The 15394-nt window shown below is 59.6% G+C and carries 17 protein-coding genes; 9 read left to right on the top strand and 8 right to left on the bottom strand.

The features are described from left to right. The first annotated feature begins 428 nt into the window (after positions 1 to 428). Entirely contained in the window at positions 429 to 1532 is a 1104-nt protein-coding gene (locus J4E00_RS18600; RefSeq protein WP_208176763.1) for an App1 family protein, read from the top strand. A 129-nt stretch (positions 1533 to 1661) separates the two neighbouring features. Here J4E00_RS18600 and J4E00_RS18595 read toward each other — a convergent pair whose 3' ends face one another. The 3 genes from J4E00_RS18595 to J4E00_RS18585 all read right to left on the bottom strand — a co-directional run bounded on the left by J4E00_RS18595 (position 1662) and on the right by J4E00_RS18585 (position 5458). Next, positions 1662 to 2702, bottom strand: coding sequence for a hypothetical protein (locus J4E00_RS18595; protein WP_208176762.1), 1041 nt, complete (start codon positions 2700 to 2702; stop codon positions 1662 to 1664). Positions 2703 to 3050: 348 nt separating this feature from the next. After that, positions 3051 to 4187 (bottom strand): epoxide hydrolase family protein, encoded by a 1137-nt coding sequence (locus J4E00_RS18590; RefSeq protein ID WP_208176761.1) that lies wholly within the window; start codon positions 4185 to 4187, stop codon positions 3051 to 3053. Positions 4188 to 4495: 308 nt separating this feature from the next. Beyond that, positions 4496 to 5458 carry a helix-turn-helix transcriptional regulator gene (locus J4E00_RS18585; RefSeq protein WP_208176760.1) on the bottom strand — a complete coding sequence of 321 codons (963 nt, stop codon included), beginning with the start codon at positions 5456 to 5458 and terminating at the stop codon, positions 4496 to 4498. A gap of 401 nt (positions 5459 to 5859) precedes the next feature. Here J4E00_RS18585 and J4E00_RS18580 point away from each other — a divergent pair, with 401 nt between their 5' ends. The 3 genes from J4E00_RS18580 (at position 5860) to J4E00_RS18570 (ending at position 7834) form a co-directional block, all read left to right on the top strand. Then, positions 5860 to 6555, top strand: a complete 696-nt coding sequence (locus J4E00_RS18580) for a hypothetical protein (RefSeq protein WP_208176759.1) — start codon at positions 5860 to 5862, stop codon at positions 6553 to 6555. After that, complete coding sequence (locus J4E00_RS18575) at positions 6444 to 6896, top strand: OmpA family protein (RefSeq protein WP_208176758.1); 453 nt, start codon at positions 6444 to 6446, stop codon at positions 6894 to 6896. Before J4E00_RS18580 ends, J4E00_RS18575 begins: the two co-directional genes overlap by 112 nt. Positions 6897 to 7057: 161 nt before the next feature. Beyond that, positions 7058 to 7834, top strand: a complete 777-nt coding sequence (locus J4E00_RS18570; protein ID WP_208176757.1) for a hypothetical protein — start codon at positions 7058 to 7060, stop codon at positions 7832 to 7834. A gap of 48 nt (positions 7835 to 7882) precedes the next feature. On the opposite strand, the gene J4E00_RS18565 is transcribed toward J4E00_RS18570, so the two are convergent. Next, the gene (locus tag J4E00_RS18565; protein WP_208176756.1) at positions 7883 to 8173 is read right to left on the bottom strand and encodes a phage repressor protein; all 291 of its coding nucleotides are present in this window, start codon (positions 8171 to 8173) and stop codon (positions 7883 to 7885) included. Between the two features lie 461 nt (positions 8174 to 8634). On the opposite strand from J4E00_RS18565, the gene J4E00_RS18560 reads away from it, so the two are divergent. After that, positions 8635 to 9453, top strand: coding sequence for a helix-turn-helix domain-containing protein (locus J4E00_RS18560; protein ID WP_208176755.1), 819 nt, complete (start codon positions 8635 to 8637; stop codon positions 9451 to 9453). A gap of 67 nt (positions 9454 to 9520) precedes the next feature. Further along, positions 9521 to 10654, top strand: a complete 1134-nt coding sequence (locus J4E00_RS18555; RefSeq protein WP_208176754.1) for an FAD-dependent monooxygenase — start codon at positions 9521 to 9523, stop codon at positions 10652 to 10654. Between the two features lie 114 nt (positions 10655 to 10768). On the opposite strand, the gene J4E00_RS18550 is transcribed toward J4E00_RS18555, so the two are convergent. Next, complete coding sequence (locus J4E00_RS18550) at positions 10769 to 11233, bottom strand: thioredoxin family protein (RefSeq protein WP_208176753.1); 465 nt, start codon at positions 11231 to 11233, stop codon at positions 10769 to 10771. A 29-nt stretch (positions 11234 to 11262) separates the two neighbouring features. On the opposite strand from J4E00_RS18550, the gene J4E00_RS18545 reads away from it, so the two are divergent. The 3 genes from J4E00_RS18545 to J4E00_RS18535 all read left to right on the top strand — a co-directional run bounded on the left by J4E00_RS18545 (position 11263) and on the right by J4E00_RS18535 (position 13012). Beyond that, positions 11263 to 11418: a hypothetical protein gene (locus J4E00_RS18545; protein WP_208176752.1), complete on the top strand. Its 156-nt coding sequence runs from the start codon at positions 11263 to 11265 to the stop codon at positions 11416 to 11418. A gap of 170 nt (positions 11419 to 11588) precedes the next feature. Then, positions 11589 to 12362 (top strand): helix-turn-helix domain-containing protein, encoded by a 774-nt coding sequence (locus J4E00_RS18540; protein WP_208176751.1) that lies wholly within the window; start codon positions 11589 to 11591, stop codon positions 12360 to 12362. Positions 12363 to 12433: 71 nt separating this feature from the next. Next, the gene (locus J4E00_RS18535; protein WP_208176750.1) at positions 12434 to 13012 is read left to right on the top strand and encodes an ester cyclase; all 579 of its coding nucleotides are present in this window, start codon (positions 12434 to 12436) and stop codon (positions 13010 to 13012) included. A gap of 92 nt (positions 13013 to 13104) precedes the next feature. Here the strand turns inward: J4E00_RS18535 and J4E00_RS18530 are convergent, their stop codons facing one another. From J4E00_RS18530 to tssD, 3 genes are all read right to left on the bottom strand, one after another. Continuing rightward, positions 13105 to 13380 (bottom strand): hypothetical protein, encoded by a 276-nt coding sequence (locus J4E00_RS18530; RefSeq protein WP_208176749.1) that lies wholly within the window; start codon positions 13378 to 13380, stop codon positions 13105 to 13107. Positions 13381 to 13639: 259 nt separating this feature from the next. Further along, the gene (locus J4E00_RS18525) at positions 13640 to 14014 is read right to left on the bottom strand and encodes a hypothetical protein (protein ID WP_208176748.1); all 375 of its coding nucleotides are present in this window, start codon (positions 14012 to 14014) and stop codon (positions 13640 to 13642) included. Between the two features lie 13 nt (positions 14015 to 14027). Further along, the gene (gene tssD / locus J4E00_RS18520) at positions 14028 to 15194 is read right to left on the bottom strand and encodes a type VI secretion system tube protein TssD (protein ID WP_208176747.1); all 1167 of its coding nucleotides are present in this window, start codon (positions 15192 to 15194) and stop codon (positions 14028 to 14030) included. Positions 15195 to 15394: the final 200 nt, after the last annotated feature.

Here is a 15394-nt window from a genome sequence, read left to right as displayed (position 1 = left end):
ATTAAAATCCAACTTTCCCTATCGCACACGATTGCGGAATCGTGTGCATAGATTGTAATGACAAAATCTTGTTAGTCAATTGCATCGTCAGCCCCCTCACTCCTATTCTTCCTTTCTATCAGCAATAATCCAGTCGATGATAAAACCCAAAATCAAATAGTACTATTCAAGCCGGCACCTGTACTTAACCCAAGCTGAAGCGTAGTTTCAACGGCGCCACCCGACACCTCGCGAGGGACGGTCCGCCGGGGCTTTGGCCCTTGCCCTTCAAACGAACCCCTGCTGATGGGCTGCTCCGTTGGGAATGTGTTTCAGGGCCAGGGCATCTCCCTGGCGGACCGTCCCTCGCGAGGTTTTATCCAGCATTGGCAATTGGCCTCGTGGTGGCTATTTCAACGGTTGCCGCCCGTTGGCCGTAGGTTTGCCCCATGAAGCTGCCCACTGCCTTTTCTAATTTCTCTGAATGGACCGACCACTTATTTACCCGCTTTTCGGCGCGGCGCGGCTGGCTGCGGCCGCTACAAATCGATGCCTACCGCAGCTACGGCACAGCCACTAAGTTCTACATCAAGGGCCGCCTGCTGGCCGACCCCGGCCTGGTAGCCGCCAGTGCCGAAGACTCGCGCTGGCGCAATTTCCGCAGCATGGTGCGCCGCTTCAACAGCCGCGAAGTGGCCGCGGCCGACCTCGTGGCCGAGCTGCCCGACGGCAGCCAGCACCTCGTCACGACCGACGACGAGGGCTACTTCACCCTAGTGATTGAGCCACGGGTGCTGCCGGCTCCCGTGGCCTACCTCTGGTACCCGGTGCCGGTGCGCGTGGCCCGGCTGCCCAAGTTCCTGAAGATGCCCACCGAAGCCATTGCCACCGATGCCGCCGTGCTGGTGCCGCCCGCCAGCGCCGAGTTTGGTGTGATTTCCGACCTCGACGACACGGTATTTGAAACCAGCGCCACCAATATCTTCAAGATGCTGGGCCGGGTGCTGTTCAGCAACGCGCAGTCGAAACAGCCCTTCGAGGGGGTGGCCGAGTTCTACCGCCGGCTGCAGCGGGGCCGCAACGGCCAGCCCGACAACCCCTTTTTCTTCGTGAGCAGCAGCCCCTGGAACCTCTACGACATGCTCGCGGAGTTTCTGAAGCTGCACGACATTCCCACCGGCCCGCTCCTGCTGCGCGACCTCAGCATCTCGCGCCCCAAGACCACGCCCCCGCCCGGCGTCACGGGCTCGGCTGCCATCCATTTTGCCCACAAGCTCCACGAAATCGACGACATTCTGACCACCTACCCTACCCTGCCTTTCATCCTTTGCGGCGACAGCGGCCAGGAAGATGCCCGCATCTACCGCGAAGTGGTGCGCCGCCACCCCGGCCGCATCAAGGCCATCTATATTAGAGATGTGCAGGTACCGGAGCGGGCCGCGCTGGTCGGGCCCATCATTGAGGAGCTGAGTGCAGAACAGGTGCCCATGCTGCTGGTGGCCGACTATGCCACGGCGGCCACGCACGCGGCGGGGCTAGGACTGCTTGTGTAGGCCAAAGCAGCTTAAAGCAAATTTCGCCCGCCCATTGCCTCTGAAAAGGCAACGAACGGGCGAAATAGAGCGGGCATCACCGCTGTTTGGGGCTTAGCGCGAAGCAGTGCTTCGCGCTATTAAACCGCTTTAATTACAGCTCCATAAGTTGCCGAAATCGTCCAGTCCGAACACGTAGGAATCGCTGCCCGCGTAGAGGGTGCCCATCGGCACGACCAGGCCGCCGTTGCCGGACTGGCCCATATTTCCCCATTGCCCCCATCTGTTAACACAATTCCAGAGTATGCCCTTATCGTCCTGCAGCAGGACGTACGTGTTGTCCCTGGCATAAATGGTCCCCAACGACATAAACAGCGCCACACCCGCGGGCTGCGCCAGGTTGGTCCACTGCCAGGTGGTGGCGTTTTGCTGGCACTGCCAGAGGTTGCCCTTGGGGTCCAGCGTAAACACGGTGGGCAGGCCACTGGACGCAATTACCCCTACGGATTGGGCGCCCTGCAAGCCGCTGGGCTGGTTCAGGGTGCTCCAGGTGGGTACGCCTTGGTTTAGCCCACAGGCCCAGAGCGTGCCCACGTTGTCCAGCAGAAAGGTGCTGCTGCCAGTCGAAGTCGCCAACGCCCCTACCGACCTTAGGCCCACACTACCGCCCGCGGGTTGGCCCAGGCTGGTCCACTGCCAGCTGGTGGTGTAAGCGCATTGCCATAGTATGCTCTTCTCATCGAGAATGTAGACGGTGGAAACGCCTTTGTTTTCTACCGTCCCAGCGGCCTCCACCAGCCGGGTAGTGGTTGGCGATGGGCCCAGGTTGTCCCACTGCCAGCTGGTACCGTTTAGCCAGCAGGTCCACAAGTTGCCCTTGTGGTCGAGCAGCAGCACGTTGGTAGTACCGCTGACGCTAACCGTGCCCATTGGCCGCGCAAGCGGCACGCCCGTGGGTTGGCCCAGGCTGGTCCATTGCCACGCATTGCCGTTTAGCCAGCAGCTCCACAGGTTGCCCTTTGCGTCCAGTCCAAACACGTTGGGACTGCCTCCGCCCATGCTGGTGCCCGCCGAGGCGACTAGCTGGGTATCCGGGCCGGGCAAGCCCAAATTAGTCCAGCGAAAGTTGCTGAGGCTGTCGCCCACCGGTGCGGCAGATGCGTTGGTGGGGCTGGAAGGTTGGTCATTCATAACTTAAAAGGACTGAAGAGTGGGAATTAACCGGCTGTCTGTGTGGCGGCCGGGCAGGTAAACTTACACCCCTTGTCACCAATTACCGCTAGTATACCACTGGAAACCAGGGCCATTATACTCCAATGCTTATTTATGCGGTTTCGTGTAGCTCATTAAACCCATCGCGAGGCCTAAAACCTCAGAGGGACCGCCCCGACTAGGGCCGCAAAGGGCGGCCTTGGTCGGGGCAGTCCCTTTGAAACGGCCCTGCTGAGCTTGTCGCAGCAGGACCGTTTTCTTACCGCAAACAGCTGCTGAGGCACAGCGTCAGGCCTCTATCGCTTGAAAAGAGAGTGTCCCCAGTCCCTACCGCAGGGGGCGGAAGAAAGCGCGGAGGGATTCGGCCAGCGCCTGGGGCTCCTCGAAGGCCGGAAAGTGGCCGCCGGCGGGGTATTCGGCCCACTGGCGCACGTTGTAGAAGCGCTCGGCAAACTCGCGGGGCGCTTGCAGCAAGTCATGGGCAAAGCTGGTAAAGCCCGTTGGCACCTCGATTTTCGGTGCGTTCAGGCCCTGGGGAGCGGGGCCGACCTGGTGGTAGGGGGCGAACGACGAAGCAATGGTATCGGTGGCCCAATAGATGGTCAGGTTCGTGAGCAACTCGTCCTTGCTGAAGCGGCTTTCGAGGTTGCCCCCGCTGTCGCTCCACGCCCGGAACTTATCCAGCAGCCAGGCGGCCAGGCCGGCTGGTGAGTCCCGGAGGCCGGGGGCCAGCGTATGGGGGTCGCGGGCTTGCAGGGTCACGTAAGCCGCTCCTTGCATGAACCGTTGCAAATTGGACGTGAGAAAGGCCTGCTCCGTGGCCGAGGGGTCGGCGGGCGGCACCAGCATGCGGGAAAAGGGCACGCCCGTCATGTGGATACCGCTGAGGCTGGGGGCGTAGTCCAGGGCCAGGCACTCGGTCACCAGGGTGCCCACGTCGGAGCCGTGCGCCCCGTAGCGGGCGTAGCCCAGCGTAGTGGTCATGAGCTGCTGGAGCCGGCTCGCCGTCTGATTCGCAAACGGGCCGGTGGCCGGCAGCGGTGCCGAAAAGCCGAAGCCCGGCAGGTCCGGCGCCACTACGTCGAAGGCATCTTCGGCCCGCCCGCCGTGGGCAGCCGGGTCGGTGAGCAGCGGAATCAGCTTGGTGAATTGCCAGGACGAGTCCGGCCAGCCGTGGCTCAGCAGCAGCGGCAGCGGCCGGGGCCCACGCCCCCGCTCGTGAATAAACCGAAGCTCGGTGCCTTCAATGGTGGCTTGAAACCGAGCAAATTGGTTGAGCCGGGCTTCCTGCTGCCGCCAGTCGAAGTCGTGCTGCCAGTAGGTCAGGAGCTCACGCAGGTAGGCGGGACTGGTGCCCTGCCCCCAACTGGCTTGGGACGGCTCGGCGGGCCAGCGGGTGTGAGCCAGGCGCGCCCGCAGGTCGTCGAGAATGGCTTGGGGAATGTTCAGCTGAAAAGGCTGCATGGGTTGGGGAGAAATGGGGGTTGAAGAATGGGGTTCGTCGTTTGACCCCACAAAATTTCCCGCCGCATCTGACAGCCCTATGTCAGCATCTCAAAATCTGTTTGAATTAATTTTCTGCCGCGATTTTAGCTGACTCAACCCGAGACGTCGTTTTGGCCGTCATGCAGAGCGCAGCGAAGCATCTCGCGTGCTGTAACTAACTCAATCGATTGAATTGCTACCACACGCGAGATGCTTCGCTGCGCTCTGCATGACGTGCTTGCCCGTTTTATTACGCTCTTGCCAGGCTCCTGAACTGTTTCAGCATCTTATTCGGGGTCACAAAAAAAATCGTGCGCCCGTTGGGCCATTTCCCGCAGGTGCTCGCGCAGGGCGGGCGGCTCCACCACCGTAATGGCCCCTGCGTAGGGAAGCAGCCAAGCGGCCAGGTAAGTCAGCGAGCCGAGGAACAAGGTCATCTCCACGCTGCCATCGGGCAGCTGCTGCTCGTGGGCCCAGCCGTACTGGTACTTAGTTTCGTGCAGATACCGCGCCGGGGCGGGCCGCACGCCCGCCGCCCGGAAGCGAATGACGACCTTTTCTTTTTGCCGCCGGCTGGCCTCGGAGGCCCAGTATTGCTGTAGCGTTTCGGGGCGGGCCACGAAGATTTCCGTGGTAGTTTCCAGGTCCTGGATGCGGTCGAGGCGAAAGTCGCGGAAGGCCTGCCGCAGCCGGCAATACGCCACCACGTGCCACTGCCGGCCCAGGTACAGGCCGATGGGCTCGACCTCGCGCGTGGTGGGGGCGTTGTGGTCGGCGGCCCGGTAGTGCAGGCGCACCACGTGCTGCGTGGCCACGGCCGTCACCAGCTGCTGGTAGGCATTCGGGCGTTCGGCCTGGCCGTTGGGTCGCAGCACCTGGATGTGGGGGCCGAGGGTTTCGAGGTGGTCGCGGTCAGTGTGGCGCAGCACGGCGCGCAGCTTGTCCATGGCCGCGCCGCTCAGCTGCGCCGTGGGCGCATCGGTTAGCTTGGAAGCCAGCTTTTCGGCGGTGAGCAGGGCCGTGGCTTCCTCGCGGGTAAACATGACGGGCGGCAGCCGGTAGCCTTCCGCTAGCGAGTACCCCACGCCCGGCTCGCCAAAGAGCGGCACCCCGGCCAGCTCCAGGGTGCGTAGGTCGCGGTAGACCGTGCGCAGGCTCACGCCAAACCGCTCGGCCAGGGCGGGGCCGCTCACCACGCGCCGGGATTGCAGCTGGATGAGCATAGCCGTGATGCGGTCGAATCGATTCATAGGGGCAAAGGAAGGGGCAAATGAGGCCGGACCGCGCAACGCCAAACCATTCGGACGCTTGCGGAGGGACTCTTCTTAGAGGGACTTGGCCGGGGCGGGCCACCAGCGAAGTCCCCTCCGTCGACACAGAGTCGCCCGGCGAAAGCGTGAGGAGGTGAAGCCTGAGCGGGCGCCCTGGCCTGCTCTGCCGGGCAGTGGGATTTAAGGCTAGATTAAATAACGTCGATATCCTTTCAGATGCGCTGGTTTCCGGGGGGCAGCTAATGGCTTGCTGAACAAGCTGCTCGACGGTAGAGACAAGTTATTTGAAAAATTGGCCCCTCGCTGGCGACCACTACAGCATTGGTTCCAAACGAAGATTAGGGCTTTTATTTGCTGCTCTCAATGCTATTCCTTCTTTCATGAATTCCACTCCCCGTCACTTTCTTGTTGCGCTGGCTTTGGCCAGCGGCCTTACTGCCTGCGGTAGCAAAGACCAGCCCGCTGAACAAAGCACCCCACCGACGGCCGCCGCGCCCGCGCCAGCCGAAACGGCTGCCACCCCCGACGCCAGCCCTGCCGCCACCACCGAGCCCGCCGCTACGTTCGACCTGAGCAAGGTGCCCGTTTCCAGCGCCGACCTGGGCGTATTTCCCTACCTGGCTCCCCTGCCGGGCTACGAGGTGAACACGAGCAACAGCGAAAGCTTTGACTTTGAACGTTCCTACATCTTCGATGGCCAGAACATTATTGCAGTCGAAGGCAAAGTATCCCGCCGCCTCTTAGAGCCTGCGGCTGACGCCAAAACGGCCTCCGACCTGATGATACAGCGCAACTACGAAGAGCTGTTTAAGAAGCTCGGCGCGATGAAAGTTGCGGACACCCAGGTGCCCAAAGAAGCCGTCGACAAGATTGGCGGCGACGAATACTACAAGCACAACGGCAAAATAGACGGCGAAAACACGCCGGTGTATACCTACGTCATCCGGCAGAAGGACAAGGAGGTGTGGATGCAGCTGGAGCTCGCCTCCGGCGACTACCGCCTCAACGTGACCGAGCGGGCCCCCATGGCCCAGCAGGCCACCACGCTGAAGGCCGACGAGCTAAAAAAAAACTAGACACGGAAGGCCGGGCCACGCTGTACATCAATTTTGACACCGAGCAGGCGCACATCAAGCCCGAGTCGGAGCCGGCGGTGGCCGAGGTCGTGAAGCTGTTGCAGGCGAACCCGGCACTACGGCTGGCAGTGGAAGGGCACACCGATAATGCCGGCACCCCGGCCCACAACCAGCAGCTATCCGAAGCGCGCGCCCAGGCCGTGGTGGCGGCCCTGGCGGCGCAGGGCATTGCCACCGCCCGCCTCCAGGCGGCGGGTTTCGGCCAAACCAAGCCCCTGGCTGACAATGCCACCGAGGCCGGCCGCGCCCAAAACCGCCGCGTGGAATTAGTAAAGCGCTGATAACGCCTGATTATCTGCCGTCCTCCTTCCTGCCCAGGAGACAATTGCCTGTATGGCCCGCGCCGCCTCGCTTCCTGGCGGCGCGGGTCTGCTTTTGCTTGGCCTGTGGCGGGCCCGCGCTGCCCAGCCTATATTCTCCCAGGGCGATGGCATTACCCCCGATGAAATCATTTTACCTGCATTTGCTGCTAGCTGGCCTGCTGAGTTGGGGGAGCAGCTCACCCGCCCAAACGCCCCGCAAAGCCGCCTCCTCGCCCGCGGTTCCCCTGGCGGCGGCCCCAGCCGACACCTGCTGGACCGGCTACCTGGCGGGCAAGATTCCGGTTACTATGCACTATCAGCGCGACGGGGAGGTACTGATGGGCGAAATCACGTACCTAAATACCAGGCATAAGACCCCGATTCGGCTGCGGGGAACCATCGCGGAAGACCACACTTACCACCTGCTGGAGTTTGATAAGAAGGGCACTATCACGGGCATTCTTATTGGGCGACCGGCCGGTCAGGCGTTCATCGGCCAGTGGTATTCGCCCACTACGGAACGGGAGCTAGCCCTGCGGCTGGTCAAAAAAGAGGCCCGGGTGGCTTCGGTGCCTATGCGCGTCAACGCGGCCCAGCTCTATGGCTCTTACACGTACCGCTACGGGGCGGCGGGGCGTCAAGGCACCTTCAGCATGGCCAAGGTTGCGGCCGGTAAGGCTTCGTTTGAGCTGATGGCTGTGACGGCTACCCCGGCCCATCACTATGCCGAAGTTCCGCTGGATACCATAAGCCTAACGGGCCCTGCGTTTACCTACGCCCTACCCGATGCCCCCAATTGCGCGTTCCAGGTCCGGTTCTACCACGACTTTGTGGTTATCAGCTACACCAAAGGCGAGTGCGCGAGCCAGTTTGGCCACAATGCCACCGTCGAAGGAGTATATCTAAAAACTGAGTAGCCGGTGTGCCCTAGCTATCTTGACCAATATGCCGGCCGGGCATTGGTGTCAGAGCACTTCCACTACCCGCCCATACACTTGCTTCGTCCAGCCGTTGATGTGGCCTTTGTTGTTGCCAATTTGCACGCCCTGCGCTTCGTTTTTGGCTTTTACCAGGTGGGTAAAGCAGCGGCCATGAACTTTGCAAAACACGATATCCCCAACGGCAACTTCCGTCCAGGTTGTGGGAGCCAGCCGCACGGGCTGCTTGCTTTTAATCAGGGGCAACATTGAGTTGCCGGGTTCTTTGCTAATGATGGTTTCTCCAGCTAGTAGCTTGTCAATTTTCCAGTTATTCATGAGGTAGAAGCAACGCCACGTTGGCGTTGTCTTAATTAAGTAAGTATAGGTAAGCGCTAGGGTCCCGCGGTCATCAGAAGTTAGCGGGACATTTGCTTCGCCCGGCTTGCTCTGGGAGCTGGCCGGGCCGCGCTTCGGGTCAGGAATGCCTTTTTTCTGCCGTGCCAGCCTTCTGCCCGGTACCGTCCAATGCCCCCGGATGAAGCAGGCACCAATCCCAACCAATAGCAGGAGCTTGTAGAAGCTATTTGGGCCGCGGTGGGGTTCAACCCAATCCAAAAGCGCTTGCAAAAGCGAAAAAATACGGGACAGCCCATCCGCTTCCCGCTGATTCCCTTCCAGAAATTCTGACCGAAGATATCATTTCCCGTTGAATACTTCTTCATTTGCCAGCGCGGCTAGCCAGGCGCGGGCCTCGTTTGTACCAATATCCACTCCCTCCCAATAGGCGGCCCTTCTGCATGCAGCACCACGAACTTGAAGCGCCGGCAGCGCTCCGCAACGCCATAAAGGACTTTTGGTACATCAGCCGGGACTTCGGCAACGAGCCGTCGAGCTTCGAGGTGACCCCGGACGGCTGTGCGGAAATTGTCTTTCATTTTGGGCGGGGTTGCAGCATAGCTACCCCGGCCGGCTTGCAGCCCCTGCCCTCCCCGTTTCTGGTGGGCCTGCTCAACCAGCCGATTCATTTCCACACGCAAGGCCGCCTGGAAGTCATCGGCGTCAAGTGTTTCCCGTGGGCGGTGTTCGAGCTACTGGGCCTGCCGTCGGGGCCGGGCAGCGTGCGCGTGGTGGAGCATCCCATTGCCCGGCTGCAAGCCCCGCTGGCAACGTGGCTGGAGGCGGGCAACGTGGCGGAAGCCCTGGCGGAAGTGGCCCGGTACTTCACGCTGGCCCGGCCGCGGACGGCCGGCGACCAGGTGCTTGGCAAAGCGGGCGGGGCCATGCGGGCCGCCGGTGGCACCCTGCCGGTCAGCCAGGTGGCGGCGGCAGCGCATGCCACGGTGCGCACCCTGGAACGGAAGTTCAAGCAAGCGGCCGGCCACACCGTGAAAGACGTATCGGGCCTGATGCGCTTTGAGCAGGCCCGCGACCACCTCTGGCTGCATCCGGCGGCCAACCTGGCGGGCCTGGCCCAGGAGCTCGGCTATACCGACCAGTCGCACCTGGGCCGGGAATTCAAGCGCTACAGCGGCACTACGCCGGCAGCATTTGCCCGCAAAGCCACGCACTGGCAACAAACGGTGAGCACCGATTTTGTCGCGTTTATTCTAGCCTAAGGCCGACGCCTCCCGGAGTTTTGTGGTGTACAAACCGGCTAGCAATAGCACCCAAAATCATCCGAAAATGGAATCAGCAAACGGAAAACCAGTACTCATCTCGGGCGCCAGCATCGCCGGACTTTCCACCGCCTATTGGCTGAATAAGCTAGGCTACAAGGTTACGGTAGTGGAGCGGGCCAACGCCCCCCGAACGGGTGGCGCCGCCATCAACGTGCAGGGAGAAGCCCTGGCCAGCGCCCGGCGAATGGGCATTTTTGCGCAGCTACGCGCCCACCGCCTGCAGCTGGAGCGCCTGGAGTTTAAAAATACCGACGACGTGACGGAAGGCTCGATGCTCATGCAACCAGCAGAAGCGCCGCCTTCGGACGATGACATCGAAGACGTTGAAATTGAGCGGGCTACCCTAATGGCTATTTTGGTTGACGCCCTACAAAACGAAGTCAACTTTCTGTTTAACAACAGCATCAGCGCCATGAGCGAAACCGCAGGCGCCATGCAAGTCACGTTTAAAGATGGCTCGTCCGGCACCTTCGCCCTGGTGTTTGGCTGCGATGGTGCCCATTCAGTAGTCCGGAAACTATGGTTCAACAATGAGCCCACGTACGTCCAGTTTCTGCAGCATTACTTCTCCCTCACCATCGTCGACCACGCGCTAATAGCGCCCAACACTGCCCAGCTATACAATGTACCGGGCAAGGGCGTGATGCTAAATGCCTACAACGGCAAAACCGATGTCATTTTCTCGTTCTTTTCCGAACAGGAAATCCCATACGATTACCGGGATGCCGCGCAGCAGCGCCGCATGATTGTGGAGCAGTTTGCCGGCCAGGGCTGGCGCACCGACGAGTTACTGGCCGAAATACAGCAGGCCGACATTTCCTACTTTGATAAGTTCTGCCAAATCCGGATGCCGTCGTGGACCAAAGGCCGGGTGGCCCTGGTGGGCGACGCCGGCTACTGTGCCTCGCCCGCAGCCGGCATCGGCGCCTCGCTAGCCATGGCCGGTGCCGCCGCCATAGCCGATGCCCTGGAGCAACACAACGGCGATTTTGACGCTGCCTTTACGGCCTACAACCAGCAATTGCGGCCGTTTATTGAAGAAACGCAAGCCAACGCCCGCATGATGCTGAACGACTATTTCGTGCCCAAAACCGAAGAGGCGATTCGGACGAGAAACACGCAGGGCATTCCATTTTAAGTGGGTAAGTGATGCGATGGCCGGGCACGGGGCTACAGGAATTTGGTACTCATTTCAATCCAAACATTACTCCCTTTATCTATTTTAATCGAAAGAGCCTTATCCCCTGCTATACTATTTTTTTAGGGCGTAGGCCTTGCTACTTACGAGCTTCGTCATTACCGGTGCAATCTCATTTGGGACATCTTCACCCCACTCTGCGCTGGTAATTTTTGCCACAGGTTGACCTTGTGCATCAACCTTCACGAATGTGGGAACCACATTCACCTCGTAGTAAGCTGCCAGTTCTTGGCAGCTATCAACATTCACTTTAATCAATGCGGTTTGCTGAAGGGCGTTGTCCACCTCCTCACTGGGCAGTGCTTCCCGAAAGCGGCGACAAGGCCCGCACCAGTCGGCATAGAAATAAACTACCTGAACCCGACCTGCCGGCGATGCAGTACGCAGAAATTGCGTAAATGCTTCCTTACTCCCAGCCTGTTTGTATTCGGTGATAACGGCTTTCCGATTGTGAGTAGCTGACTCGCTACAAGCACCCAGCAGTGGCAGTAAAAAAAAGGCGTATCGCAGGATATTCATAAGCATAAAGGTAGAGGGCAAGCTGGTCAGTGACGACCAAAACTCAAGCTCTTGACAAGCAGTCCAGGAACTACGGGGTTCTGGCCCTGCTCGAAAAAGAGCTGGACCGCGACACCCTCACCAACGACATCGCCACGCTCGATACGTTTGTGGCCGCCGTGACCACCCGCCGCGCCGAGCTGTAGCCCGCAGTTATCCGGATAATAAAAGCCCGCTCTGGTGAGAGCGGGCTTTTTTGCGTTTGGGGCCGGCCAGTTGGGCTTTTGCAACCCCGTTTGTTCAGGCTTGGCTGTTACCTTGTGGGCATCCCCCACGTTATGTTGCCCGGCCAATTGGTCATGACGAGGCCCTGAAGATGCAGCTCCACTCCTACCTGCCCACCGCCGCCCTACGGCCCTTTGTTAAGACTTTCCTGATTGTTGAAAGTGGCGCGGCCGTGGAAAACCGGCTGCTGCCCGACGCGTCAATTGTGCTGGCCCTGCGCTTTAAAGGCTACGTCGGCCACGCAGCGGGTGGCGCGGAGCACCAGCTTCCCGCCGCCGTCATTACGGGGCTTCGGAAATCGAGCCGGCGGGTGCAGTACGCGCCCGCGAGTGCGGTTTTGCTGGTGGTGTTTCACGCCGACGGGGCGGCGGCGTTTTTCCGGGAGCCCCTGCACGAGCTGTTCGGCACCAGCGAGCCGTTGGAGGCCCTGGTGCGCTGGGAAACCCTGAGCGAGCTAACCGAAAAGCTGGCGGCCGCCGACAGCCATTTGCAGCGCATTGCGCTCGTCGAGCACTTCCTGTGGGCCCGGCTACGCGCGGCGGCGGTGCCCCCACTCGTGCGCGGAGCCCTCCAACACCTCCGGCACTGCCATGGCAACATCCGCATAAAAGCCCTGGCCGAGGCGCTCAACAGCAGCCAGGACCCGCTGGAAAAGCAGTTTCGCCGCGTGGTCGGGGCGTCGCCGAAGCAGTTTGCCACCATCCTCCGGTTTCGGCAGCTGCTTGCGCGCCACGCGGTGGGCCAGGAGTTAACCGGCCTGGCCTACGAGGCGGGGTATTTCGACCAGTCCCATTTCATCCACGACTTCAGGGCCTTCACCGGGCAAGCGCCGCACGAGTTCTTCCAATCGGGCGCGTACTGGTAAATCACTGATTTTTTACAATTGCCGGCTTCCGTCCCGCGGCAACTTTGTGCTGTTCATCAACCTCCCTTCGCATGAAGACAGCCGTCATCCCGGGGCTTCTCCTCAGCAGCATCGTCTGCCTGGGGGGAGCAGCCCACGCGCAGCAAAAAATCATTACGTCCCCCGTCGCTCACTCCAAAAAGCAGGTCGCTATGCCAGATATCCCCGCATCCGAAAAAAATAAGGCCGTCGTTCGCAAGCTCTACGAAGACATTCTCAACCCCGGCCAGCTCGACCTGCTCCCGCAAGTAGTGGCCGACGAGTACGTGGGTGCGCAAGGCGAACACGGGCCCACGGGGTTGGCCGCAACCATCAGGCCCGTACGGGCCGCCTTTCCCGACATCAGCTGGACCGTGGAAAGCTTACTGGCCGAGGGCGACCAGGTGGTGGTGCGCTGGTCGTGGACGGGGACGCACCAAGGCGCTTTCCGCAGCTTTGCGGCCACTCACCGCCCGGTCACCAACAGTGCCATTGCCATTTACCAGCTCCGGAATTTCAAGATTGTACGGTCTTGGATGCAGAGCGACCGGCTGGGCTTCCTGCAGCAAATCGGGGCGCTCCCCCCGGAGCTTGCCGCACAGCTGCAACCGCCTAGCCCCCCCTCGCGCTAAGCAACCTGCTTTTACGCCTCGCCGGACCTAATGCATCACCATTCGGAGTGATACTGGCTGCTCCCGCACTACGCCAGTTGCACCGTGGGGCCTTACTGCGCAGCTGCGGCGTCGTCGGCCATCTTGGCGCGGAGCTTATCCAAGGCCGTGTGCATGGCCGTGTACCACTCCACTGCTTGGCCAGGCCGCGCTACCAAGCGCTCGGCAAAGGCCAGCAGGATGGTATAGAATGCCGCACGAAAAATGGTAGTATAACCAAAATCATGATGATAGATTTCTACGCTATCAAGAGGTAAAGCGGCGCGCTCAAGTAACCCCCACTCATCTAAATCATTTGGAAAAGTGACCCCAACCGCATTAAATCCCACGCCGATTTCTTACACAGCAGACTCGACAACTCGTGGATAATCCTGTAAAAAGACTCCTGTAAAAAAGAACACCCAAGGAGCATTAGGGTCTGTCAAGTCTATCACCCGAAACCCGAAATTACTTGCGGGTGAAGCTGGTGCGAAGTCCCATTTAAGCTGTTGCATGGCTCAGTTGTAGGCACAGGCACTAGTGGCAGAAGGTAAAAAAACCCACCTAAACCGAAGGGATTTTATAGGATAGCTCACCATTAGAAGCGCCCTAGCCAAGGAACAACTCCAACTTCCCGGAAGCCAAGTCATCAGGATTGATGGCTTCCAATTCAGCAATTAATCTTGCGATACTGGTAGTAACATAGTCGTACTTTTCGTCATCTGGAGTGTAGTAGCGCGGGAATGCGGCTTGGAGCTGGCGTAGCTCATCCAGGACTTCGGGGAGGTTCTCCGGGTCAAAGTCAATGCCTACGTTCATAATTGGCAACCACGCGTATCCCTCAGCCTCGATTACGGGCAGCCAATATGAGAGGAAGTTTTTCTCAGTACTCACAGGTCTTAAGTGGCTGGCGGTTATCAATTCGTTCGTATCAACACGCGGAACCAATTGGCCAGGGAATTGAAAAAGTAAAGCAACTGACATACTTACTGAATGATTAGTTTTTACCATATTGAGCTGTAAACTCCCAACCAGGGTTCTTAGCTCGTAACCGTCGCATTGCATCCTCTGTTGCAGCACGCAAGTCAGGGGCGTCTGCATCAAGACGGAAATGCAAACGGCGAAAATCCCGGATGTGCTCAATATCAGGAGCTGGCTGGGGATAAGTGTATTTGGCGATTTTGAGGCCCTCGATTCTGGTGTTTGTTTTATTGTAAATGTGCTTTTCAGCCCAATCTGCTGGGCTTTGCGCAGGTAGTCCCGTTTTGGGATTTAGCCTCCGTAAGCCTTCCGCATTTTTGTCCTCAATGAATATTTTCTCCTTCATATTAATGCCATCGAATTCGCCAACTGCCTCACGGCGCATCCCAGCCAAATGAACTTCTTCATAATCCGATACTACAGTCCTCAAGTGCGCATCGAGTAGGTGCTCATCAATGCTGTCTAAATGAATACCCCGCACCTTGGCCAGCAGCGCTAGATACTCGGCTTGCTCATCTTTGGTGAGTTGGCCATGTTGGTTCAAATGCTCCAGTTCGGCTAAACGCAGCGCATCCTTATCGAGAATACGAGGATGCTGCGGAATACCAGGCGCGTGAGCTGTTTGGGGAAGTAACAAGAAGCCCGCTAACAGGGCCGGGAAGCTGGCCCCGGCTTCGAGAACCCGCAGGATGCCGAGCCCCAACCGGGTCCAGACCGATTCCTCCACCACTACCTCGACCAATTTCGGCAGCACTGGGGCAGACGTAAGAGCAGGGGCCAGCAGGATGGGATGCATATAGGCCGTGGGCTCACCCAACTGCCAGTTCCAGCCGTCAGGGTCGGAAAGCGTGACCCGGCACTGGTAGGCCCCGCCCTCGGCATCGCCGCTGGCAAAGAATTCCTGGTAGCCCACGCAGTAGGCCCCAGCGAAGCTGAGCGTTTCCAGAAGGTGGCCCGTGGCATCAAAAAACACGGCCTCAGCAGGCAGGCGTTTGAACAGGTCGAGGGCCCAGTCTTCCAAAAAGGAATGGTCGGGCACATCGAAAACAAACTCAACTGGTCCCTTGCGCACTTTGACTACCACGCGCCCACGCTCTTCGGAGAACTGCTCGGCGTCGTAGTGGCAGTGCCGAATGGGCAAGATGTAGCCAGCTACGCGGAACTCTGCGGTAAAAGAGGCCATCAGTAGAAGGAAAAAGAGGAAAGGAGTCCTGAATATAGGACAGCGGCAGCAAAGACTGATGGGCGCGGGACTATCTGCCTCAGTGGTGTGGATGTCAACTCTGTTCGGCAGCCAGGCAAACTCCTGAAAATTTCCGGTGGCGGCGTGACTTGAACAGGCTGGGGGCGCATCACCCGACACCCTACAAAACTTACTGCACG

It is taken from the genome of Hymenobacter negativus, from assembly GCF_017571495.1.
Lineage (GTDB): Bacteria > Bacteroidota > Bacteroidia > Cytophagales > Hymenobacteraceae > Hymenobacter > Hymenobacter negativus.
The sequence above is the reverse complement of the archived record's forward strand: the minus strand, read 5'-3'. Positions and strand labels throughout refer to the sequence as shown.